Raw genomic sequence first — 22,483 nt, forward strand, 5'->3', positions numbered from 1 at the left:
TATCTGATCTTCATGACAAAAATCCCGATCAACCATGATCGGGATTTTGTCGGGCTCTTATACGGCTTTTTGCCCTACCGTGTTTAATTTAGGCGCACTCGTGCCTCTTCTTACGAGCAGGAAGTAGGCGAGCATGGCCGCAATACTTGTAATTAAAATAATGATTCCAAGCGGAACAGCCGTATCTTCCCCGGCAATGCCAACGAGCGGAGCCACAACCGCGCCAAGCAGGAACGGAATAACGCCAAGCAGTGCAGCCGCGCTGCCCGCCTGATTAGCCTGGCTTTCCATCGCAAGCGGGAATGCTGCCGTTGAGGTTATGCCAATCGAGGCTACAAAGACAAAGAGCGGAATAACAAGCGTAAATAACGGTCCTTGAACAAGCGTTACCACTACAACGATGATGCTTGCCAATAAGGCAAGGCAAAGTCCAAATAGCAACAAGCTTCGTTCAGAAACGCGATGCGCCAGCCGTCCAACGATCTGGGAGCCGATGATCAGGCTGACTCCGTTCGAACCGAACAGAAGAGCAAATACGGTTGGCGATACTCCGTAAATATTTTGATAAATAAACGGTGTTCCCGATACGTAAGCAAATACCCCGGCGATCATAATGCCTTGTGCCAGCATGTAGCCGACAAACTGGCGATCACGTAACAGCGAACCGTAATTGCGCAGCTGCTGACCGAAGTTCGAAGGGCTGCGGCGGTCGACCGGCAGCGTTTCCTTGAGGCTCCATTTCGTCACGGAGAGCAGGTAGATGCCAAGCACCGCCAGGAAGATAAAGACGCCAATCCAGGAGGTAACCGACAACACCCCGCTGCCGGCAACAGGCGCCACGAGAGGTCCCAAATTACCTACGAGCAGAAGCAGCGAGAAGAATCGGGTAAGCTCGTGACCGCTGTACAAATCGCGTACGATCGCGCGGGAAATAACAATACCGGCCGAAGCGGCAACGCCTTGAATAAAGCGGAACAGGATCAAGAGAACGATATTCGGCGAGAATGCGCATGCCAATGAGGACGCCACATAAAAGGCCATCGAGATAAGCAGCGGAATACGTCGGCCATAGACATCGCTGAGCGAGCCCATCACAAGCTGGCCGATGCCAAGTCCGAGCAAGCAGGCTGTGAGACTGAATTGAACAAGCGAAGCTGACGAGCCAAGCTGTTCCACGATTTCCGGGAACGCCGGCAGATACATATCAATCGTAAACGGGCCTAGCGTCGAAAATAATCCGAGCAGCAAGGCTTGGCGAATAAAATTCGATTTTTTGTTTGCATTCATTGCGAATAAGAATCTCCTATCTCCCTAGTCTGTTTTCTCTATCTGTATCAAATGTGATTATACAACCCGGAGTTCACTCCAAGTCAAGAAAAATAAAAAGTAAAGTAATCAGCTTGCACGCAAAGAAACTCCCCGCCTGAGGAGTTTCTCCACTGAAATGTCCTATGCCTGATAAGTTATGTGGTAAGGCTTACCTGCTTTTACGGCTACTTCATAGGTGTTACTCCCGATGCTTCTAACTTCGGCGTCCGGGCATTTGGGAAGACTACTGCTCACAAAGATCAGCACTCCAGAGCCGCTTGTGCTTTTCACTTGAATGCTGGACAGATCCATCTTGACCGTGATCTGCCCTTCGCCAATTGGAACGGTCCCTTGCATATGCTGCAGCCCGCCCAAGTTTGGCCGAATGATGTAGGTTTCATAACCAGGTGAAGCCGGGGTGATGCCCAGATAATATTTTCCAATCAAGTAGATCGGACCTGCCCCCCAGGCATGGCATAGGCTTTTGCCAAATGGCATGCCATACATGCCGTAATGCTGATCGTCGGCAAGCGAAGGGTCGTACTCCTCCCAAAAAGACGTTGCTCCCAGATCCATCATGCCGCCCCAATAGGACAGCATTTCCTTGCGCACGACATCATGCTCGCCGCTGTCGCATAACACGGCTAGTTCATGGAATCGCATATAAGGAGTCCGAATCTGCGGAACCTCGGGATTCAGCATCACCTGACGAATGACGCTCGAACGTTGTTCTTCCGACAAATAACCGTAGGTCATCGCAAACATATTGGCATGCTTCGTGAGTATCGGCTTGGTCTCCCCATCCACCCGGTGATGCAGCAGTCCGCCTCTTTCGTTATCCCAGAATAAGGCCATCGTCTTTTCTTTAAGCTCCGCCGCCAAGCGACCGTAATTAGAGGATGCCTTTTCATCGCCAATCTGACCGGAGAACGCGCTCATCGCTTCCAGACTCCGGGCTAACAAAATTTGCAGGGTACTTACCGCGCCCGTATTGGTCAAATCCGCCCAATCCACAAATACCCAATCCTGCGGACGCCCTTCAATAAATCCTTCTTCATTACGCTGGTTTAGGCAAAATTCCATCAAGGTTACGGCACGATCGTAGTTTTGGCGGATGAAGGAGAAATCTCCAGTATACAAATAATAGTCGTAAAGAGAAATGAACCAATAGAGCGAGTAATCCACGATGGTATTAAGGTGCATGGCAAGAGGATCTTTCCCTCTCAAAGCCACAAGCGTCCTGCGCGTGACATCCAGATCAAAAAAGCTGTAGTAGTTCATCAGGAATGCTTGATAAGCATCTCCGGACCAAACCCAGCGATCCCGCTTGATTCCGTCCAGGAAAAATTCGCGCGTATTCAAATGCAGCGTATACAGCGACATTTTATAAATGTCGTTCAGTTTAGGTTCCGAGCATTCGAACGAGCTTCTGTACTGAACCGGCACATACTCGTAGAGCATCGATACCCGTTCCCACGTTACACCGGGATCGGCGTGAATCCACGCATACCGGAATGCTTTTGGCTCCTCCAGCGTGAATACGCCATTCACTTCCTTCCCTCTCGCTTCTTCCGCCTCGAAAGCATCCAAGGTCACGCATTCTTCCGGCGAAAGCGCCTCGGCGATTGATTCTCCGAAATAGACGTTTACGGAACCGTTGCCCCTCAAGTTATGAAAACGAAGATAGCCGAAGGTTTCTTTGCCAAAATCAAGAAGCGGATAGCCTTCTTTGTCCATAACCGAGACGGGGTCTTGAGGCGTAACCGCCAGTCGGAAGGCGGACGGTCTATTCTCCGGGGTATCAAACTTCCAGAAGCCCGCCGGCAGCCAGTCATTCTGATAGGAAGTCACTTCCCAGGAGGAATCAGATTGAATGGAGTGTCCCTTAACATAAAGTGCCGGCATTTCCGTATCGTTAAACACGCTTACCAAAATTTCATGGCGCCCTGCAGGAAGCGTTATCGTTGTATGGTTGGAGCGGTAATTATCTTTGCCATCCAAATAGAGAGAAAAGACGCCCTCTGCCGCAATCGTAATTTCTTCTTCATGCTCCAGCTCATAGGTGTAACGGAATTTGATATTGGAATAATGCCGGTCAAGCCGCCAATAAGCGGGATAAGCAACCCCTCGCGCGGTACGCTTTGCTGACATTTTCTCATGCAGCCTTATCTCGAAATCTCCGGGATACCAGATCCAGGTAGCCTTCTTCTTATCTTGTACAACCATCGGTAAGCTTGCCCCTTTCGATTCGTTTACGTAAATTGTATAATAAGCAAAACATCCGCGAAGCAGGAACAAATGACATGATGCATAGGGGAAAATGACATGTATTTAAACGACCCAAAAAAGGCGGGGAAAGCTCCCGCCTACCACTCTTCCATCGAGGAGCATTTCCATAATAAATTCCCTGTTTTTATTAACCGCTGGGAAGAGGGCTTTGAGCTTAGAGAGCATGATCATGCCTATCTTGAAATTGTGTATGTCATTTCTGGTGAGGGCTATCATTATGTTGCAGACAAAGTGAACAAAACGAGCAAAGGCAGCCTGTATGTCATTCCGATAGGCACTTCCCATATTTTCCGGCCTAATGGTACGTCTAACCGTCTCCAAGTCTATAACCTGTGCATTCGCCCCGATTGGATCGGAGAGCTCAGCGTATGGTTATCCCAATACTGCAGGGACACCGATGTATTTCATATTCTTGATGGTAAACCCGGGTCGTATCTGTTGCTCCAGGATACCCCGTTGGAGCTTGCACCATGGTTCGAACAAATGCACAGGGAATTTACAGAGGAGTTGTGGGGCTTCGAAACGACTATACTTGCCGGCTTGCTTCAACTGCTGACACGCATTTCCAGGAAACTGAAGATGCTGGATTCCACCGGCAACCAAACAACCGGCAGCACGAGACAAAGCGAGTTAGCTAGCATACTGGACCATATGAACAGACACATCGCAGAACCATTAAAGGTGGAGCATTTAGCGGAACAAGCCGGCATTAGCCAACGGCACTTCATCCGATTGTTCCAGCAGCAAACGGGAATGGGGTTTTCCGAATACATGCAGCACAAGCGTGTAGAGCTGGCTTGTCAATTGTTGACCGGTACCTCTCAATCGGTTGCCGATATAGCCAAGCAGGTTGGTTATCAGGATCCTGCGCATTTCCGCGAGGTATTTCGCAAGGTTATGGGAACTACTCCAAGCCAACATAGGCAATCCAATTAAGCTTCCTGCTGAAATAGGAATCGCCACTCTTTCGAGTGGCGATCTTTTTACTTTTGTCCGTAATCGGCCATCCGCAAAATAAGGGTTACGGCTTCGGCACGACTGGTTGATGCGTCCGGAGCAAAACGATTATTCCCTTGTCCTTGAATGATTCCGGCCTGCACAGCTGCCGCAATATACGGCTTGGCCCAAGCCTGAATACTCTCTGTGTCCTTAAACGGAATTGCTCCGGACTCGTTAGTCTTTAATTTCAATACGCGTGTTGCGATAACGGTCATTTCTGTCCGCGTAATCGGCTGATCCGGCCGGAATGTACCGTCATTAAAGCCTGTAACCCATCCTTCGGCTGCTGCTGTTGCGATATACGGCTTAGCCCATACCCCAATAGAACCGTTATCCGCAAAATTAAGCTCGGATTGAACAGCACCGGCATTCCCCTTCAGGGCGCGAACCAGCATCGCAACAAATTCCGCGCGGGTCACGGCGAGATTCGGTTTAAAGCTGCCATCCGGATAACCGGTCACAATCCCCATTGAGGCAGCGCGTTCGATAGCGGATTTGGCCCAAAAGCCTTCCGGCACATCCATGAAAGAAAGGGAAGACGGCTGAATGGATACGGTGGCGTTAGGCGTATATTCATTGGCCTTCAGATTTTTATCCACGGTCTTGATCCGCGTGAGCTTGATATCCGAACTCCCTGCTTCCATCGATTTGAATTTGATGGTCGCCAGATTGAAGGATCCGCTGACTCCCTCCGTTGTACTGCCTGTCTTCGTGTAGGCAAAGGTCAAGGTACCGTCTTTGACAATGGGGGGCACCGCAAATCCACCCTCCAGAGCGCTAGCCGCACTAACGAACTGCCACTTCTTCGAAGAATAAGAGAGATTGATTTCATATCCATAAAGAGCTTGCAAATAATCGCCATGAACGGTGACAACCACTTCACCGCCTGCTTGCGGGGTTGTCGTATCCGCCGTAATCGTAAAGCTTGGCGAATCGGCAGCATAAGCACCGCAAATCGGGAAGCAAACAAAAAGCATCAGTACGGCCAGTAGGCCGGTTATCATCCGTGACAACATGATGGACACTCATCCTTTCGGGAAACAGGAAGAAGACAGCAAGCTGCCTTCTCCCCTATTTGAGCTAAATTAAGCGTTCAGGATTTTTACTGCGAGCCATACCAGATCTTCAATATCGATTTTTCCGTCGTTGTTACGGTCATAAGATTTCACGGAGTTCCAGTTCGCGTCAGTCGACTTGGCGCCATATGCTTTAGCTACGATCGCAAGGTCGCCAACCGTGAGATTGTTATCTCCGTTCGAATCGCCATCTAGGGATGTAATCTTCGCATCCTTAAACGCCTGCAGCGCCGAGTTAAGCGCAGTAACCGCAGCTTGCATGTCCACAGTGCCCGCATTATCGTCAATCAGCACGTTAAGCGCCGAATCGATGGCTGCTTGCAGAGCTGCTTTGGAACCAACCGGATATTGACCAACCTTCGTGCCTTCTACCGCAGCTCCATGAACGTTTTGCGCTTCATTAATCAGCGTCTCCAGAGCTGTCCGGTCAATGACATTGATTTGCACGCCAAGCGTCGATCCGTCGAGTGACGTTTCATGCGCCTCTTCATCCGCAATCACGAGATTCGAAATGGAGATATTCGCGATTCCCGCGCCGGCATTTCTCTTCGCCTTAAATTTCAAGGTAACCAGATCACCGTTTGGATTTGTCTGGGCATCGCCTAAACGGACTCCCAGGAAACGGAGTTTTCCGGCTGCCGCATCCGGCTGTTGTCCCACGACCAGATATTTTTCTTCATCCAATGATGCCACCGATACAAAATCCATCTTGGAAGCATCATAGGTTACGGTAACATCCTCTGCCAGAACATTACCCGTATTTACGCCTGCGAGCCCATACTTCACGTCAAAAGCCGCACCCGAATTTACCTGGTTAGGCCCGCTTAATACTCCGGATGCCGCGGAACTGCGAACGGCAAGCGTATTCGTAACCGATACCGCAGCACCATTCGCATCGGTCGCCGTGATCGTCAGCGTATATGGACTAGCTTCCGATGCATTCTCATCCACGGTTCCTGTAATTTTCTTGGTATCCGCGTCAAAGCTCAGACCCTCAGGGAGACCCGTCACCGTCCAAGTATACGGAGCCTTGCCTCCGGTTGCTTCCAATTCAAGAGCTTGATCGTAAGCAACGCCTGGCACAGCGGAAGGTAAAGCAGCATTGGCCAAAGGCTTGGTAATGGCAAATGCGGTCTCCGTAACCGACAACGAATCAATGCGCAGATCCGGAGCGTCAAAAACGACGTAAACCGTGTGTAACCCTGCTGGCGCATCCGTGACGTTCACCTCTTGCTCCACATAGCCCAGCTCATTAACCGTTTGATCGGCTGCCCCTTGCATTGTGTAGGTTACTTTATCCGTAACTGGTACCGGAATAGTAGCAAACGGCTCGGCTGTTGGGGAATCCGCCCGCAGCGTGATGTTGCCGCCGGCAACATTTGTCGCAACCTTCGCGGAGATTTTCATGGCCCCTGTAAAGTCCGCATTCGGAATAGCCGTCCAAGAACCGTTTCCTTTGGACATTACGGCATAATAGCCGCCTACAAGCTCCTGTGCTTTCAGGTTATCAGCCGTACGCTGCTTGGAAGCTTCGCGGTAGACAACCCCATTTGAAGCAAAAGAATGATCAAATACGTTTAATCCGTCCGTTCCCTTCACGGATGCAACGGTGTCGCCGGCAATTTGAATAGTTGCCGTCTGGCGAATATCCGCGGAAGAATGACCTGCCATAAACGAATAAGAGCCTTTTTCCAATACATAATCGCCTTTATTTACGTCCCAGATGGCCAGATCTTTTGGATCAACCGTCAGATTCACAATTTTGTGCTCTCCAGCGGTAAGATCAACCTTCTCGTAAGCAACCAGCTTCTTGGATGGAGCATACCCGTCATAGCTGGAGTTATTGTGCTTGGCATACAACTGAACAACTTCGGAAGTAGCGACGCTGCCTTCGTTCGTAATCTCTACCGCTACGTTAAATTTGTTGCTGCCTGCAGCGCTTGGCGCCGAGAAATTGCTGTACGTGAATTCCGAGTAACCAAGTCCGTAACCAAACGGATAAGTAACAGGTGCCGACGTATACATATAAGTCAGCTTCGTTTGAACCGGATCGGCATCAAACATATCTTTGGTGTAACGAGGATCCAGTTGGTCCAGCGACGTAATAGTCGTATTGCCTTCCGGAATATCATACTTGTCGATATTAGGAAGAGCGGACATGTCCGCGTACCAGGTCGATGTCAATCGGCCGGTTGGCGCATAGTCGCCGTACAGCACGTCAACCAATCCTTGCGAATCGAATTCGCCGGAATAAGGCTGCGTGATGATAGCCGAGACATTCGGATCCTTCTGAATTTCATCAACAATAACCGGCGAATTAGCCAGAACGACTACAATCGTCTTTTTGTTCTTCGCCGCAAAAGCTGCAGCGACATTCTTAACAAGCTTATAATCGTTGGCGCCAAGATAAAGGCTGGCACGGTCATTGCCTTCTGAAGCACTGTTGCGCGGGTCAGCGCCCACAAACAACAAGGCGTAATCCTGTGTATTAGCCATAGCGGCAATATCGGCACCCGTTTCTTTGACAACCGTCTTCTCGTACTTCACGTCATCAGCGCGGGTATTAAAAGCTGCCATGTTGCCAATCGTTGCAGAATCCGTGGCAATCTTCCCGTCTGAAGCTGTTTTAATATATCTGCCACTGAATACTCCCGTTTGGAAGCCAAGTCCGTTTGCGATCATCGAAATCGATTGATCACTATTGGTCTCGATACGCAGCTTCGGCGGAATTGTGCTTGTTCTTGCCTTAGCCGTCAGCGTTGCCCAGTTCGAATCCGTCAAATACAAGGTTGTATTGGATGTATTGCTTACGCTGGAGCTGTTCGCCGATGGGGAAATCGCCCAGTAGCCGTTTGCTTTCGATTGCAGGCTGGTTGCATTTTGGCCCCAGTCCGCTACATCGAACAGCTGCGCATCCGTAAATTGATTGTCTGCCGGCGTATAATTGGCCACGAGCTGGCTGCCCACTCCGGTACCTGCGCTCAGGTATTGTCCGTTCAGCTTCGATTTTAATGCAATAACTTCATTACCGGTCGCGTACTGTACATGATCCGCTCCAATCTCATTCAAGACGGAATACAGCGGAGATTTGCTTGCTTCCGCAATATTAGGCGTGTTCAGGCCATTTTGCGCCACAATGCGGGTATCGGCATAAAGACCGCCGACAGCTGCTTTTTCCGTCTTGGAGAGAGGCAGGGTTACGTCCGTATTTTTCAACAACACAACGGTTTCCCGTGCTTCCTGCTTTGCAATTTCCTGATGCGCGGCAGTATTATAATCCGTCAGTGTCGATGCTACGTCTTTCGCCTGATTGGCAAAAGGATAATTTTTCGGTACTCCGTTTGCATCCACTTCGTTAAATACGCCGATGCGGACAAGCTGATTGATCAGCGGCCTGCCGGCATCCTGCACGTCCTGCAGCGTAATTCCGTACAAACCTTCTTTAACGGCATTGGCTAATGTCACCACATCCGTCTTATCTGTGCCCGAAGCCCTTGTCGACTCCGAACGGGCCAATACCATCAAGGCCAGGATGTGTTTCCGGTCCAGCGTATATTTGGTATCGTATCCATTACCCATACTGCCGCTCGCGAACGTATGATTTTCCGCATTAAAGTCCGGCGAAGAGTACATCCCGTATTTGGCAACCTTATTGCCTAACAGCATGTAAGGCGAGATCAGATTCGGAATTCCGTTCGTACGGCCGAATGCGGTCATAGCACCGGAGAGCGATCCCGATTCCAGCGCTTTGAAGGCTGAAGTCGCATGATACTCATAGATGCCCCTGGCACTAGCATTGTAACTGGCTGTCTGACGGAACCACTCCGCATTGTACAAAGAGAAATGCCTTGTGCCAACGATAGCCCGCTGCCAGAAGCCGTTGTTGCTCTCATCCTGATTCGTTCCGGCAAGACCGGCGGACATACTGTCAACCATGGTTGCCGTTAGAAATGGATCCTCGCCGTACCCTTCCGCGTAACGGCCATTCAGCGGGTTAACCCGTAAGTCCGTAATGGCGGTAAAAGCAATTGGCTTCGAAGCATTCGAGCCGTTATGAATGTTGGACGTACCTTGCTTCACGTTCAGCTGGCTGATTTTCTCGCTGCCCATCACTTGCCCTACTTGAGTCGCCAGCTCCTTGTTCCAGGTCTGCCCGAGGCCAAGCAGCGATGCAAAATCGGTAGATACGCCGTAAGGATTATCCGCTGCCGCAATCCCGCCGGGAACGGTTTTCCCTTTATTCGGATTATCATCCATAACGAAGGTATAATTATCCCGAATGCCCGTAGCGTACAAAGCGGCTCCTTCCAGGCCGATATAGTCGAAATAAGTATCCACGAAGGCATTAAGATGATCGGGATTACCGTCAAACAACGGCATACCGTCATAAACCCCGCCGGCTTGAGTCTTGAAGCTGCTCCCCTCCGCGGCATGCGCCGTATAATACCCTGGAGAAACAACAGAAATGGACAATGCCACCGCAACGGACAATGAGGCTACACGATTGCGGAGCTTCCTGCTTCTTTGATCTGTTCCAGCCATACTCCCTCTCCTTTACTAAGCTAATAGATTCGTAAAACGCTTACAAACCATATCCTAAAGGTTTCTATCAACCTGGAGAATGGAAATAATGAACATGCTCCCTGTAAAAATCGTACATTTATGAATAATCTTTTCTTCCTTATTTCCGGACGAAAAACAAAAAGAGCACCCTATGAAAATGAATTCATAAGGTGCTCTTCCGTTATTTTAGCTCAATCAGCCTTTCACCGATCCCGCTGTCATTCCTTCAATAATATATCGCTGTAAGAAGAGATACACGACTAGCATCGGCAGCATGACCGACAGAAGATCCGCAAAGACAAACTGCCATTCCGTGCCGTATTGCGAGACAAAGTTATAGACCGAGAACGGCAGCGTCCATTTGCTGCTGTCGCTTATAATATAAAGCGTGTTCGCAAAATCGTTCCAGGCATAGATCGAAATAAATACCGTTACCGTAGCGATGGAAGGCTTAAGCAGCGGAAAAATAACTCTAAAGAACGTATAAAAACTGCCTGCCCCGTCAATAGTAGCCGCTTCATCCAGCTCCCGCGGCAAAGTCTTTACAAATCCGCTCATTATAAAGATTGTAAGCGGCAGGTATAACGCGGCCAGAAATAAAATCAGCCCGATATACTCACCCGAAATATGAAGCGACTGCATGAGCTTAATCGACGGAATCATGGAAGGCGGAGCAATCATGCCCGCGAAGAAGAAAATAAATAAGTAAGATACCCAGCGGCCCAAACGGCGCGACAGGAAAAATGCACACATCGAGCCCGCGCCAACGGTTAAAGCAACCGTTGATACCGTAACCAGGACGCTGTTTTTAAAACCGTTTAATAGACGTCCTTCCACAAATACCGTCTTATAGTTGGACCACATCCACTTGGAAGGCAGGCTTAAGTCCAGCTTTGCGGCTTCAGCCGGGCTTTTTAATGAACCAAGAACAATCAGCAAGAGCGGCAATATGATAATCAAGCTGCCCAGAATCGCTATAAACGTACGCAGTACTGCCCCGTAGTTGATCTTCATACCGCAGTCTCTCCCCTCTTCATCAGCTTAACCAGGAGAAGAGAAACAATGGTTACCGACAGGAATAATACAACGTTAGCTGCTGTACCGTACGCATATAACCCCGCGCCAAACTGCTTGAAAATAAACGTATTCATGACTTCGGTAGCCCCGGCAGGGCCCCCTCCCGTCGTTGTGTAGATAAGCTCAAAGGTCTTCATGGATCCAATCATGCTGAGAAGAACGCTAATGGTTACTACCGGCGCAAGAATGGGCATAACGACGAAACGCAATCGTTGAAAATACGTTGTTCCATCGATAACAGCCGCTTCGATCATATCCTTCGAAATGCCTTGTAGTCCCGCTAGGTATAGAGCCATGGAAGACCCTGCCCACTGCCATACGGCTACTCCCGTAATGGAATATAACGCAAGCTTGGGATCTCCGATCCAATCCTTTGTAATAGAGGATAATCCGATTCCATCTAAAAATTGATTTAATATGCCGCTTGGATGAAGCACAATCGTAAACATATAACCTACGACCAAAGCGCTAAGGATACACGGTAAAAAGAATACGCTCCGGAAGAAATTGCGTCCTCCGATTGTGGTGTTCATAAGAAGGGCCAGGATAACACCCAGCCCGTTTTGCAGAACCGTAACTATGACGGCATAAATGACCGTATGCTTCATAGCCGTATACATCGGTTTTGTGCTTAACAGCTCCTTAAACTGGTCAAAGCCAACGAATTTAATCGTGTCCTTATACGGAGACCAGTCTGTAAGCGAGTAATAAAACCCGGATAAAGTCGGGAATACATACATAATCGCATAAATCGCAAGTGCAGGAACAATTAACCATAAGGGGTACATTCTTCTATGCAGCATATTCCCCCACTCCTTCCTTCGGGGGTTTAGAAGCCGGCTATCCCAGCTGCTTTTGCCCCTTTATCTATGTTGGATTGCAAGCTCTTCGCTACGCCTTCGGCAGACAATTGGCCGCCGTACAGCTGTTGAAGAATGCTTTGATAATCGCCGATATCAATGACGGACAAGGCATTAAAGAATGGTACCGCTTTGCCGCTCTCCACATACGTGTTCATGTCGGAAGTGCCCGGATTGAGATCAACGCTAAGACCTGTCCAAGTCGGAATCGACTTCACTTCATTGAAGTACTTCGTCAGCTCATCCTGGCTGCTGAAGAAATTCAGGAAATCCTTGGCTGCATCCACATTTTTGGAGTTTTTAAGAACATACAGACCGTTTGGATCGGAGATTGCCGCGTAGCTGTCGCCGTCAGCCGGAAGTGGGAACATACCGATTTGAGCATCCGGATATTTCTCAAGCAGCGGGCTTACAGCCCAATCGGCTTGGAAGATCATGGCGGATTTCCCGGTAGCCACTTGCTCCAGGGACATGTCATACGTTGCGGAGAACAGATCCTTGTTCACATAGCCGCTCTTCTGCAAGTCACTTTGTCTCTGAAGAACATCAACAAACTCCGGCACTTGGTCATAAGTAACTTGGCGGGCATTCAGCTTATCCATCAGATCCGGCTGCTTGTTGATGACATTGGCCATGGCGTCAAACGAGAAGATTTGCAGCGGCCAGCCTTCCTTGCCTGCTTCGTAAATCGGGGTAATTCCGGCAGCTTTGATTTTCTCGCACGCTGCTAGGAATTCCTCGTAAGTCGTCGGAATCTCGATCCCCAGATCCGAGAATACCTTTTTGTTGTACAGCACGCCGCCAACGCTTAAGCCCGTTACCGGAATACCGTACAATTTATCATTCGATTTAAGGAAATATTTGCTGACAGCAGGGTTAATGCGCGATACAAACTCTTCATTGCTGAGATCCAGAAGGTTTTTCTCCGGCTGAAGCTGGCTGATCGCACCTGCTTGGCTCCAGTAGAACAATAGATCCGGCGCATCCTGCGTAGCAAGGCGGGTATTCACCAGATCCTTGTAGCTGTTAACCGGAGCGCTTTGAATATCCAGCTTATTTCCGGTCTGCTGTTCGTAATCGTCAAATATCATCTGCCACTTTTTCTCTTTCAACCAATCGCTTGCTACCAAAACTTTAAGAGTGACGGGCTTTTTGTCAGTCGACTGCGTAGCAGCCGGAGTTGCTCCCGCGTTAGTAGTCTCACTCGAGTTATTTCCGTTATTACCGTTACCTTGGCTGCATGCTGACAGCATGACGGTCAGTCCGACTAATACAACTGCCGCTCTTTTCCCCATTGCCATGATGACCCCTCCGATTTGTATAATCGTGTTATTTGCTTAGTGCTTCTTTATCTTAGAGTATTAACCCCTGCATCGGAATGGAAAAACTGTACTTGAAGCCTGTAAAATCTGAACCTTTGCATAATCTCTTTTTGACTGCGTGCTATAATACCTTCACAGGAGGGGAACCTATGCAACTCACTATACACACTCGTTTATTCCTTAGCTTTACTCTTCTTTGCTCTATTCTTGTTGCCAGCAGCAGCTTTCTCTTCTATAGACAAACTTCTAAGGATCTAGCCATTCGCGGCGAGGAAACAAACAGACAACAGCTATACCGCTATCAGGAAGCGCTCGATAATATGATTGAAGATCTGGACCGTATTTCTGCGCAAGTGATCTATAGTTCCGATATTAAAAATTACTTATATGAACAAAGCCAGGAAGAGTCCTCTTCCTTCCAGAGTTATGCCAAGCGCAAGAAATACGAGGACTTACTGGCTTCCTTAAACGGTCCTTGGTTTATCGCCACTCAGATCAATCTGATTACATTAGAAGGCTTCTTTCTTACTTACGGTCAGAACATGAACAATACGGTCTCCGACCTTGAAGCTCAAATTCGCGATGCCCGCTGGATTCAGGATGCCATTAAGCTGGATGGCGAAAAGCTTCTCGTGCCGCCTCATCCCAGCAAATGGCAGCAAACCTTGCCTTTTAACTTTTCCCTGGTGCGAAGCTTTCGATTCCCCGCTTCTCAAACGCCTGCCGTCGTCGAGGTCGAACAAACCTACGAGCATCTATCCGATACGATGGAGATTGGCCGGAACGAGAATTCGCAAGCAAAGGTTTACGTCAAAGACGATGCCGGGAATGTGTTCTACCCCATCGCAGAACCTGACCGTGCCCAGCCCTCGCTGCCGCAGTGGACTGGTGACGTGAAAGAAATCGGTCGCGAGAACAGCAATGACACCGATATATGGAGCCAGCTTCGTTCCGACTACAGCGGTCTGACGGTTATGATTCAGCAGCCGAAGAACGAATTTATGCAGCCGATCGCCCATCTCCGACGGATTACCTGGGTCCTCGCTATTCTCGGCGAAGTCGTGTCGTTAATGATTGCGTACTTTTTGTCCGCGGGCATATCGGCACCGATCCGCTACTTACAGAAACGGCTAGAGAAATTAACCATAGACAATGTGAATACCGTACCTGTCAAGAAATTGAACAGAACCAAAGAAATCGCAGTCCTGTACTCCACCTTTGAGTCGATGAAGGAAAGTTTGAATCATTCTTTAAATGAAGTGCTTCAATCGCAAAAACGCGAAAATCTTGCTCATTTGCAAGCGATGTACGCGCAGATGAACCCGCATTTTCTATTCAACACCTTAACAGCCATGGCCTCTTACGCGGAAGAATCCGGGTTCCCCGATCAGGCAAGGATTGCTCAGAAGCTTAGCGGGATGCTGCGATACGCCACCAACTCTTTATCTGAAGCCGTAACCTTGAAGCAAGAAATGCAGTATACCGTGCAATACATGGATTTGATGCAGTTCCGGTACGAGGGGCAATTCAATTTTATCGTTCATGTTGACCCGGATCTGGAATATGAGCCCGTACCCAAGTTTCTGCTTCAGCCTCTGGTAGAGAATTCGTTCACGCATGGCTTCCAGATGGCCAGACCTCCTTGGAAAATCGAATTGACGGCTGTGGTGTCCGAGGATTTAGAGGAATGGGAGATTCGCATGAGCGATAACGGATCCGGATTTTCGGAGGAAGCTCTAAGGGAGACGCAAGCGCTTATTGCAGAGCTGAATGAAGGACAGATTCGCCAATTAGAGAACTTGTCCGCGCAAGGGATCGGTAATCTAGGTATTGTTAACACCTTAACGCGATGCCGGCTTTTCTGGAACGAAAAGGTTCAATTTGAACTCCGCAATCGGCAGCAGGGTATGGAATTTACATTACGTATCAGGAGGTCAATCTAATGTTCCGTACAATTATTGTTGAGGACGAGCCCCGGATTCTGCGTTATTTGAAGGATAAAATCATGAAACTGAATCCGGAGTTTAAGGTTGTGGGCACCTATAATAACGGCGAAGATGCGCTAATTGAGCTTCATTGGACGCAGCCTCATGTTCTTATAGCGGATATACGTATGCCCGTAATGAATGGCCTGGAGTTAATCTCACAGGTTAAAAATAAGCTGCCGGATATTCAATGCGCCATAATTAGCGGTTACGATGACTATGCTTATCTGCGCGAAGCGATCAAGCTTGAAATTACCGATTACCTTCTTAAACCCGCAACGGATTTAGAGATCATTCAGCTGCTTGAGAATTTGAAAAGCAAGCTGCTTCTCAATCAGTCTCTGCTGGAGCGAGAGGTTGGAAAACAGCTGATTGAAGCTTCCGTCAACGATCAATTGCAAATTCAATGGGATGATATTGCGCAAGAGCTTTTCTACCATGCCAATTACATGCTTGTATATACCTGGTCGCCATTCGGAGAGGTAACAGCAGACTTTAAAACCTGCTGCGAAGCCTTACTATATGATGGAGAGCGGTGTTTCCCTCTTACTTCCGGAAATAGCAATACGGCCATATGGATGTTCGGTGTTTATTCCTGCTCTCCTGAACGTCTAGCCGAATGGAAAGCTGTATTATCCTCGAGGCTTAGATCCGATTCCAACGATACCGTCTCTGTCTCTTTATCAACAAAAGGGCTAAAACCCGTTCCCACATTATTAGCGGGTGCCAAGAAACAAACGGTTTTGCAGAGCCGGTTTCGGCCCTTTTGCTTCCTTGGCGGAGAGGAAGGATATGAGGACTTACGCCCTTATTTAGATGCTATGACTCCGGCTCTGCACCGGTTGGCGCAGCATATTATTAAGCAGCAGAAGCAATATTTCGTTAAGGAATTAGGTAGGCTGCTCTTCCCTCCCCCAGCACATGCTCCAATTACCCGAAAGGGATGGGAAAATCTGCTGCTCTATCTTTCGCATACGCTGCATACCGTCACGAAGGAATCCCTTCGCACGACGTTTGACTCCAAGCAGTCTATGGAATCGGAATTGACGGAAGAGGTCTGGAAGACTAGAAGCACAACCGAGCTTGGCACTCAGGTTATGGAGATCCTGAGCTCCTATTTCTTCAAATCCGAGCTTGAGCAGCGCGCGCAAAAAGACTGGGCGGAAGATGCCAAGAAATATATACTGGCTCATTTCACGGAGAATATTTCGCTAAGCACTATCGCAGACACCTTCCAGTTGAATTCTTCATACCTTAATCGATTATTCAAACAAGCTTATCAAATCTCCATTCCCGATTTTCTCGTTCAGATCCGGATGGAGGAAGCTTGCCGCTTTATTAAAGAAAACCCTTATGTGCTAATCAAGGAAATCGCCGAGCATGTAGGGTATTTGGATGCCTTTTACTTCAGCAAAGTGTTTAAGCAGCACACGGGGCACAGCCCTAGTGATTATAAGAATCTTAGTTAGACTTCCAGGAAACGAAAAGGCCGCCGGTTATAATTAACCAGCGGCCCTTTTTATGGTTATGTTCTAATAGGCCGTCCAACCGGCGTCTGCTGTTACGGTTGTACCATTCACGAAGCTTGCCTCATCGGATGCAAGAAATAATGCGACCTTCGCAATTTCCTCCGGTTCCCCTACGCGAGGGTTGATGGCCATTCCTGCCATTGCACGCTCTGCACCAAATGGGCTTGGCGCTGTCATGGTCGCGGAGATATTTGTATTTACGCCGCCAGGCGCGATTGCATTACAGCGGATGCCAAGCGATGCGTATTGATAGCCGACGTTTTTCGTAAATCCGATTACGGCGTGCTTGGAAGCTGTGTAGGCCGCACCGGCGCGAGAGCCAAACAATCCTCCTGCAGAAGCAATATTAATGATCACGCCAGCTTTTTTAGGTACAAAGATTTCTAATGCTTTCCGCGTCGTCCGCATAGGGCCGGTTGTATTCACCGCAAATACTTTCTCCCATAGCTCATCCGTCAATTCAGCCGCAGGAACAAAGTTATCCATGATACCGGCATTGTTCACCAGAATATCGACCGTTCCGAAAGCGCTGGTTGCGGATTCGAATAACTTGCGTACATCGTCTTCTAACGCGACGTTCGCTTGTACGGCAATAGCCTTGCCGCCTGCTTCCTCAATTTGTTTCACAACCGTGGAAGCATGGTCTAGATTCAGGTCAGATACAACTACCATTGCTCCCTCTGATACGAACAACTCCGCTATTGATTTCCCCATGCCGGAAGCTGCTCCGGTTACGATTACTGATTTTCCCGATAATCTCATTTCACAACCCGCCTTTATTTGAATTAGGAATTATTTAAGGTAATCTGGTAGCTGCCGCTTCCCGTTGTAAATGTAATCCGGCCATCTGCATATCTTGCGTTAGGGAACCCGATCGTATCTTTCTGCCGCTCATCTCCCAGAAGCATAATCGTTGCGGTTGTATTAGCCGGTACCTCGAAACGGTAAGTTATCTCTTGATCCGACTTCTCCCAACTGGAACGAATGGTGCCGTAAAGAGATTCATAAGTTGCGGATGCATGGGACAACGTTCCTCCAACAAGCGGCTTTATTATAAAATGCTTGTATCCAGGGGTCTCCCATACCGGGCGTATCCCCGCAATATCCGCAAACAGGAAATCACATACAGCCCCGTAGGAATAATGGTTTAGAGATCCCGATATTTCGCCGTCCGGCATCATTCCCCTCCAGCTCTCCCAGATCGTGGTTGCTCCCTTGCTCACAGCATATAGCCAGGACGGACAAGTATCCTGCTCCAGCAAGCGGAAAGCCGTATCGGCATGTCCGTGTTCCGCTAACGCCTGAAGAATGAAAGGCGTTGAAAGAAATCCGGTATTCAAATGATAATCTTGCTCTTCAACCAGCTGTGCCAGCTTATCGGCAACGGCTTGTATGTTAACCTCATCAGCCAGCTTAAAAGCAAGTGTCCGAGCATTCGGAGCCTGCCGCTCCTCCAGAATAATGCCGTTATCTTTAATAAAATATCGATTGTATACACGCTGAATCTTCTTGTAGAGCTCGCGGTACTTCTCTTCCTCCTCGGTTTTGTCCAGCACGGAAGCCATATCCGCCAAAAGCCCTGTTGAATAGGCGTAAAAGGCTGTCGCAACATCCGGATGACAGCCCTGGGATTTACTCATTTCCGCTGCCAGATCATTAAATTCCGAATCGGCCTCCAGCCATTCTCCCCAATGGAACTTCGTATCCCAAATATAATTGGCGTCTAGTTCCCCATCCGTACAATTCTGATAAGCGGGAGTATCTTTAAACCGTTCGTTTGGATTTCTCGCACAGGCTGCCATATATTCCACCCATGCCTTTGCCGACTCAAACTGATTCTCGAGAATCGCTTTGTCACCATAACAGAGATACATCGTCCAAGGGATAATAACTGCCGCATCTCCCCAGCCCGATGAACCGTCAAGCATGCCTGCCGTTCCCGGTTTAGGTCTTCTCATAGCCAGCATTGGGTTCGTAATGAGCTTGGTCACACGCTCCCATTCCTCTATATGATGATGTCCGAGCACAGTCGGAACCGTACTTCCGACTGAACCGTCCTGAAATTGCTCTGCTGCTAAATCCGCCATCCATTTCTCAAAGAAGGGATACACATTCATGAAGTCAGCCGCCGTTCTGCTGAACACTTGTGCGTCTCCCGTCCATGCCGCCCGCTCCCGGGTTGGGCAATCGGTTGGCACCTCCATAAAGTTGCCTTTCTGGCTCCATCTGGAGTTCGATACAAGCTGATTAATTAACGGATTGGAGCAGGAAAAATCACCGGTCTCCTCCAGATCGGAATAAATCGCTACAGCCGTAAAGTTCTCGGTCCTGATCTCCCCAGGATAGTTCTTAACCAAGACATAACGAAAACCAAAGATTGAAAACTGCGGATGGTAGCTCTCTAACCCATTGCCCGCCAATATATAATGAATCTCTTGGAAATCCTCAACTTCTACATGCTCTGACAGATGCTTCAGCGTAAAGTTTCCGTCCCGGTCGAGTGCCTCTCCGTGAATCAGCACGACCTCCGTGCCCGCTTCTCCTTCCACGTTCATTTCGACCCATCCGGCGATATTCTGTCCAAAATCCAACACCGTTTCTCCATTTGGAGTCAGCAGTAGCTTAGGCGTAAATCTTTCTTTCCGCTTTACGGGAACGCTGCGGGTAGCGATCAAGTTATCGAATCCGTCCTCCACAACTTGAACAGGTTCCCAAGAAGCATCGTTGAACCCGGGCTCATTCCAGCCCTGAAGGGATATTCTGGCATCAAACAGATCGCCGGCCTTCATATCCGATTTTAACAAAGGGCCATTCGAGGTCTTATAGGTACCGTCGCTACCAATAACCTCTCGGTTGCCATCCTCATAGTCCAGTATCAGCTGCCCAAGAAAAGCCACTTTATAGCCAAAATTATTTTTCAAGCTGGCTCCGCCTGTAGCTCCTCTCCACCAGCCGTCCCCAAGCATAACTCCAAGCGCATTAATCCCTTCTCTCAAAAGCGGAGTCACATCGTATACTTGATACTGAAGCCGCTTGTAATATGAAGTGAAGCCGGGAGTAAATAAATGGTCCGTACCTTCAATCCCGTTCAAATAAAAGCTGTACAGTCCTTTTGCCGTAAGACAAGCTCTAGCCGACACCAACCCTTTCTTAACTTCAAATTCTTTCCGGATGTACGGAACGGGTTTATAAGCATGAATATCTACTTCTGTTTCCGGCTCGATCCAGCGCGCCTTCCAATCCGAAGCCTGCAGCAGCCCGGTTTCAAAGTGTACCGGCTCGCTGAACGGCGATACTTCTCCAAGATTGCTCCAGACCTTCACCCGCCAATAGATGCGCTGCAAGGAATCTAGTTCTGGGCCGTCATAAGAGATGCTTTGCGATTGACTCGTCTCTACCTTGCCGCTGTCCCAGATGGTAATTGTAAAGCTAAGTAACTCCGAAGCCTGTACTTGATAGGCTGCTTGCATCACGTTTCTTCCTTCGTTGCGAAGCTTCCAGCCTAGACGCGGTTTCTTGGCATCCAAGCCTAACGGATTGTCCAAATACTCCGTTCGCAATGATACAATTTCGAGCATAGTGAACTCCCCCACAATCTAAGCCTTGTAATTAAAATCCGGAATCGAAGTCCATCTTTTACGCAAATCATGCGCCACGTATTTCGGTTTACGGTCCCTGGTGAAGATCCCTTTCTTATTCCCTTGAACCCGGATAATGCTTTGACTCGTCTGGAAATCCGCAAAGTTCCATACCTGCTCTCCGATGAAATGCTCCATTTCGTCGAACACCTCATGATTAGCGCGGTAAAACTCAACCTGATACTCCTCAGTAAACATAACGGGATCAATATCATGAAGCCCGGCAATGGTATCTGTCCCATACTCCGTCATCATAACCGGCTTCCCGGGGCAACGCTTGCTCCATCCGTTTAATTCAGCTCGAAGAGCCATTTTGGCGGTCTCGAATTCTCCCGGGAAAGCGTACCAGCCATAGTAGCGGTTAATGCAAATCACATCTACCAGCTCCGCCACTTTATCCCGGTCGGGGGTAGCCGCAATATGCGTTACAATCGTAACCGGTCTTTTCTGCGGATCAATGACTTTAGCAAGCTCCACAAGCGGCTGGAAATATTCCACTGCGCCGTCCTCTTCAGAAGCCGGTTCATTTGCAATACACCACATCACCACGCAAGGATGGTTTTTATCACGTGCGATGAGCTCCCGAACAACCTGCTGATGAGCCTCTTGCGTCTGAAGGACCTCCCACGTATTTCGCTTTGGTCCATTGCTGTGGGCAACTACGTTAAAGCTGAGATGCAAACCAACCGCCGGCGTCTCGTCAATGACCACGATTCCCTCTTGATCCGCTAATCTCATGACTTCCTCCGAATAAGGATAATGCGCGGTACGGAAGGAATTGGCTCCCATCCATTTCATTAATTGAAAATCCATCACGTTTGCTGCTTCATTCAAGCCTCTTCCATTAATCGGCGTATCCTCGTGCTTGCCAAAGCCTTTAAAATAAAACGGCTTGTTATTGATTAGGAACTTATTGTCCTTTACTTCAACCGTTCGAATGCCAAACGGCTGCTCGTAGACGTCAACGACCTGTCCCTCTTCCATAAGCTGCAATCGGAGCTGATAGAGATAAGCATGAAGCGGTTCCCAGAGCTTCGCGTCAGCTATATGGATTGAACCGGACACCCCGGAGGCTTCTCCTACAACTTCTCCGCCTTGATCGACAACCACGGCCTTAAGCTCGCTGCCGCCTTCGACCAAAGCATCGAAGCGAACCATTCCTTCCGTACCGCTTAAGTCCGTTACGATACTTACATCCTTAACGTAGCTTTTAGGAGTCGTATAAATTTTGACCGGACGATGGATTCCCGCATAGTTAAAGAAATCAAAATACGGACTGTTTTTAACTACTTTGCCGGCTCCGGGAACTTCCGTTTCGCTATAACTCCCCATCGGAAGCGTGGTTTCGTCGACAATGTTGTTCACGGCAACGGTCAAGCGATTTTCCCCTGCGTTCAAGTATCCGTTGATTTCCGCTTCAAACGGAGTAAATCCGCCTGTATGCTCCACAACCTGCTTCCCGTTCACATAAACCTTCGCAAAATGCGTAGCAGAACCAAAGCGCAGCACAATACGCTGCGAAAGAAGGACGGTTGGTACTTTGAAGTCTCGTTCGTACCATACCCATCCCACATGATTGCGAATTTCGGAGGTAACCCCTGCATCATTAAAGGATCCCGGGACAGACATTCGGATTGGATCGGATAGAGCTTCTTGATGCCACTCTTCTTGAAACCCGGTTCCCTTGTCCAATTGAAAATTCCAAATGCCGCTAAGATCGATTACGCTTCGGGTTTCCGTTACGATTGGATATAACATGTTCATTACTCCCCTTATAGAGATTCAATTTCTACTTCAATTTCTATCTCTATCGTAAGCGAACGCATCCGGGCGAACT

13 protein-coding genes are annotated in these 22,483 nt (G+C 48.7%); 3 read left to right on the forward strand and 10 right to left on the reverse strand.

Annotated elements, in window-relative coordinates:
• Positions 1 to 57: 57 nt before the first annotated feature.
• Both PGL01S_RS08050 and PGL01S_RS08055 read right to left on the reverse strand, forming a co-directional pair.
• Positions 58 to 1,287: a multidrug effflux MFS transporter gene (locus PGL01S_RS08050; protein ID WP_127493275.1), complete on the reverse strand. Its 1,230-nt coding sequence runs from the start codon at positions 1,285 to 1,287 to the stop codon at positions 58 to 60.
• 162 nt (positions 1,288 to 1,449) lie between these two features.
• Positions 1,450 to 3,534 (reverse strand): alpha-L-rhamnosidase-related protein, encoded by a 2,085-nt coding sequence (locus PGL01S_RS08055; RefSeq protein WP_127493277.1) that lies wholly within the window; start codon positions 3,532 to 3,534, stop codon positions 1,450 to 1,452.
• 99 nt (positions 3,535 to 3,633) lie between these two features.
• Between PGL01S_RS08055 and PGL01S_RS08060 the strand changes: the two genes are divergently transcribed.
• On the forward strand, positions 3,634 to 4,533 hold the full coding sequence (locus PGL01S_RS08060) for an AraC family transcriptional regulator (protein WP_127493279.1): 900 nt from the start codon (positions 3,634 to 3,636) through the stop codon (positions 4,531 to 4,533).
• Between the two features lie 47 nt (positions 4,534 to 4,580).
• On the opposite strand, the gene PGL01S_RS08065 is transcribed toward PGL01S_RS08060, so the two are convergent.
• The 5 genes from PGL01S_RS08065 to PGL01S_RS08085 form a co-directional block, all read right to left on the reverse strand.
• On the reverse strand, positions 4,581 to 5,612 hold the full coding sequence (locus PGL01S_RS08065; RefSeq protein WP_127493281.1) for an S-layer homology domain-containing protein: 1,032 nt from the start codon (positions 5,610 to 5,612) through the stop codon (positions 4,581 to 4,583).
• Positions 5,613 to 5,681: 69 nt separating this feature from the next.
• Positions 5,682 to 10,214, reverse strand: a complete 4,533-nt coding sequence (locus tag PGL01S_RS08070; RefSeq protein WP_127493284.1) for a glycoside hydrolase family 3 C-terminal domain-containing protein — start codon at positions 10,212 to 10,214, stop codon at positions 5,682 to 5,684.
• Between the two features lie 216 nt (positions 10,215 to 10,430).
• The gene (locus PGL01S_RS08075; RefSeq protein ID WP_127493286.1) at positions 10,431 to 11,249 is read right to left on the reverse strand and encodes a carbohydrate ABC transporter permease; all 819 of its coding nucleotides are present in this window, start codon (positions 11,247 to 11,249) and stop codon (positions 10,431 to 10,433) included.
• On the reverse strand, positions 11,246 to 12,115 hold the full coding sequence (locus PGL01S_RS08080; protein ID WP_127493288.1) for a carbohydrate ABC transporter permease: 870 nt from the start codon (positions 12,113 to 12,115) through the stop codon (positions 11,246 to 11,248). Before PGL01S_RS08080 ends, PGL01S_RS08075 begins: the two co-directional genes overlap by 4 nt.
• A 26-nt stretch (positions 12,116 to 12,141) precedes the next feature.
• Complete coding sequence (locus PGL01S_RS08085) at positions 12,142 to 13,473, reverse strand: ABC transporter substrate-binding protein (RefSeq protein ID WP_127493290.1); 1,332 nt, start codon at positions 13,471 to 13,473, stop codon at positions 12,142 to 12,144.
• Positions 13,474 to 13,643: 170 nt separating this feature from the next.
• On the opposite strand from PGL01S_RS08085, the gene PGL01S_RS08090 reads away from it, so the two are divergent.
• Together PGL01S_RS08090 and PGL01S_RS08095 are read left to right on the forward strand one after the other, a co-directional pair.
• Positions 13,644 to 15,437 carry a sensor histidine kinase gene (locus PGL01S_RS08090; protein WP_164775409.1) on the forward strand — a complete coding sequence of 598 codons (1,794 nt, stop codon included), beginning with the start codon at positions 13,644 to 13,646 and terminating at the stop codon, positions 15,435 to 15,437.
• Positions 15,437 to 16,948 (forward strand): response regulator transcription factor, encoded by a 1,512-nt coding sequence (locus PGL01S_RS08095; protein ID WP_127493294.1) that lies wholly within the window; start codon positions 15,437 to 15,439, stop codon positions 16,946 to 16,948. Before PGL01S_RS08090 ends, PGL01S_RS08095 begins: the two co-directional genes overlap by 1 nt.
• A 63-nt stretch (positions 16,949 to 17,011) precedes the next feature.
• On the opposite strand, the gene PGL01S_RS08100 is transcribed toward PGL01S_RS08095, so the two are convergent.
• From PGL01S_RS08100 to uidA, 3 genes are read right to left on the reverse strand one after another with little or no spacing between them, the layout of a single operon-like run.
• Positions 17,012 to 17,770: an SDR family oxidoreductase gene (locus tag PGL01S_RS08100; protein ID WP_127493296.1), complete on the reverse strand. Its 759-nt coding sequence runs from the start codon at positions 17,768 to 17,770 to the stop codon at positions 17,012 to 17,014.
• A 23-nt stretch (positions 17,771 to 17,793) separates the two neighbouring features.
• Positions 17,794 to 20,586 carry a family 78 glycoside hydrolase catalytic domain gene (locus tag PGL01S_RS08105; protein WP_127493298.1) on the reverse strand — a complete coding sequence of 931 codons (2,793 nt, stop codon included), beginning with the start codon at positions 20,584 to 20,586 and terminating at the stop codon, positions 17,794 to 17,796.
• Between the two features lie 18 nt (positions 20,587 to 20,604).
• Positions 20,605 to 22,404: a beta-glucuronidase gene (uidA, locus tag PGL01S_RS08110; protein WP_127493300.1), complete on the reverse strand. Its 1,800-nt coding sequence runs from the start codon at positions 22,402 to 22,404 to the stop codon at positions 20,605 to 20,607.
• Positions 22,405 to 22,483 lie beyond the last annotated feature (79 nt).

The organism is Paenibacillus glycanilyticus NBRC 16618, from assembly GCF_004000805.1.
GTDB classification, from domain to species: domain Bacteria; phylum Bacillota; class Bacilli; order Paenibacillales; family Paenibacillaceae; genus Pristimantibacillus; species Pristimantibacillus glycanilyticus.

Excerpts from the sequence above, each read along its gene's own strand:
- PGL01S_RS08050 (WP_127493275.1), bottom strand. The coding sequence starts at position 1,287 with ATGAATGCAAACAAAAAATCGAATTTTATTCGCCAAGCCTTGCTGCTC.
- PGL01S_RS08055 (WP_127493277.1), bottom strand. The coding sequence starts at position 3,534 with ATGGTTGTACAAGATAAGAAGAAGGCTACCTGGATCTGGTATCCCGGA.
- PGL01S_RS08060 (WP_127493279.1), top strand. The coding sequence starts at position 3,634 with ATGTATTTAAACGACCCAAAAAAGGCGGGGAAAGCTCCCGCCTACCAC.
- PGL01S_RS08065 (WP_127493281.1), bottom strand. The coding sequence starts at position 5,612 with ATGTTGTCACGGATGATAACCGGCCTACTGGCCGTACTGATGCTTTTT.
- PGL01S_RS08070 (WP_127493284.1), bottom strand. The coding sequence starts at position 10,214 with ATGGCTGGAACAGATCAAAGAAGCAGGAAGCTCCGCAATCGTGTAGCC.
- PGL01S_RS08075 (WP_127493286.1), bottom strand. The coding sequence starts at position 11,249 with ATGAAGATCAACTACGGGGCAGTACTGCGTACGTTTATAGCGATTCTG.
- PGL01S_RS08080 (WP_127493288.1), bottom strand. The coding sequence starts at position 12,115 with ATGCTGCATAGAAGAATGTACCCCTTATGGTTAATTGTTCCTGCACTT.
- PGL01S_RS08085 (WP_127493290.1), bottom strand. The coding sequence starts at position 13,473 with ATGGCAATGGGGAAAAGAGCGGCAGTTGTATTAGTCGGACTGACCGTC.
- PGL01S_RS08090 (WP_164775409.1), top strand. The coding sequence starts at position 13,644 with ATGCAACTCACTATACACACTCGTTTATTCCTTAGCTTTACTCTTCTT.
- PGL01S_RS08095 (WP_127493294.1), top strand. The coding sequence starts at position 15,437 with ATGTTCCGTACAATTATTGTTGAGGACGAGCCCCGGATTCTGCGTTAT.
- PGL01S_RS08100 (WP_127493296.1), bottom strand. The coding sequence starts at position 17,770 with ATGAGATTATCGGGAAAATCAGTAATCGTAACCGGAGCAGCTTCCGGC.
- PGL01S_RS08105 (WP_127493298.1), bottom strand. The coding sequence starts at position 20,586 with ATGCTCGAAATTGTATCATTGCGAACGGAGTATTTGGACAATCCGTTA.
- uidA (WP_127493300.1), bottom strand. The coding sequence starts at position 22,404 with ATGTTATATCCAATCGTAACGGAAACCCGAAGCGTAATCGATCTTAGC.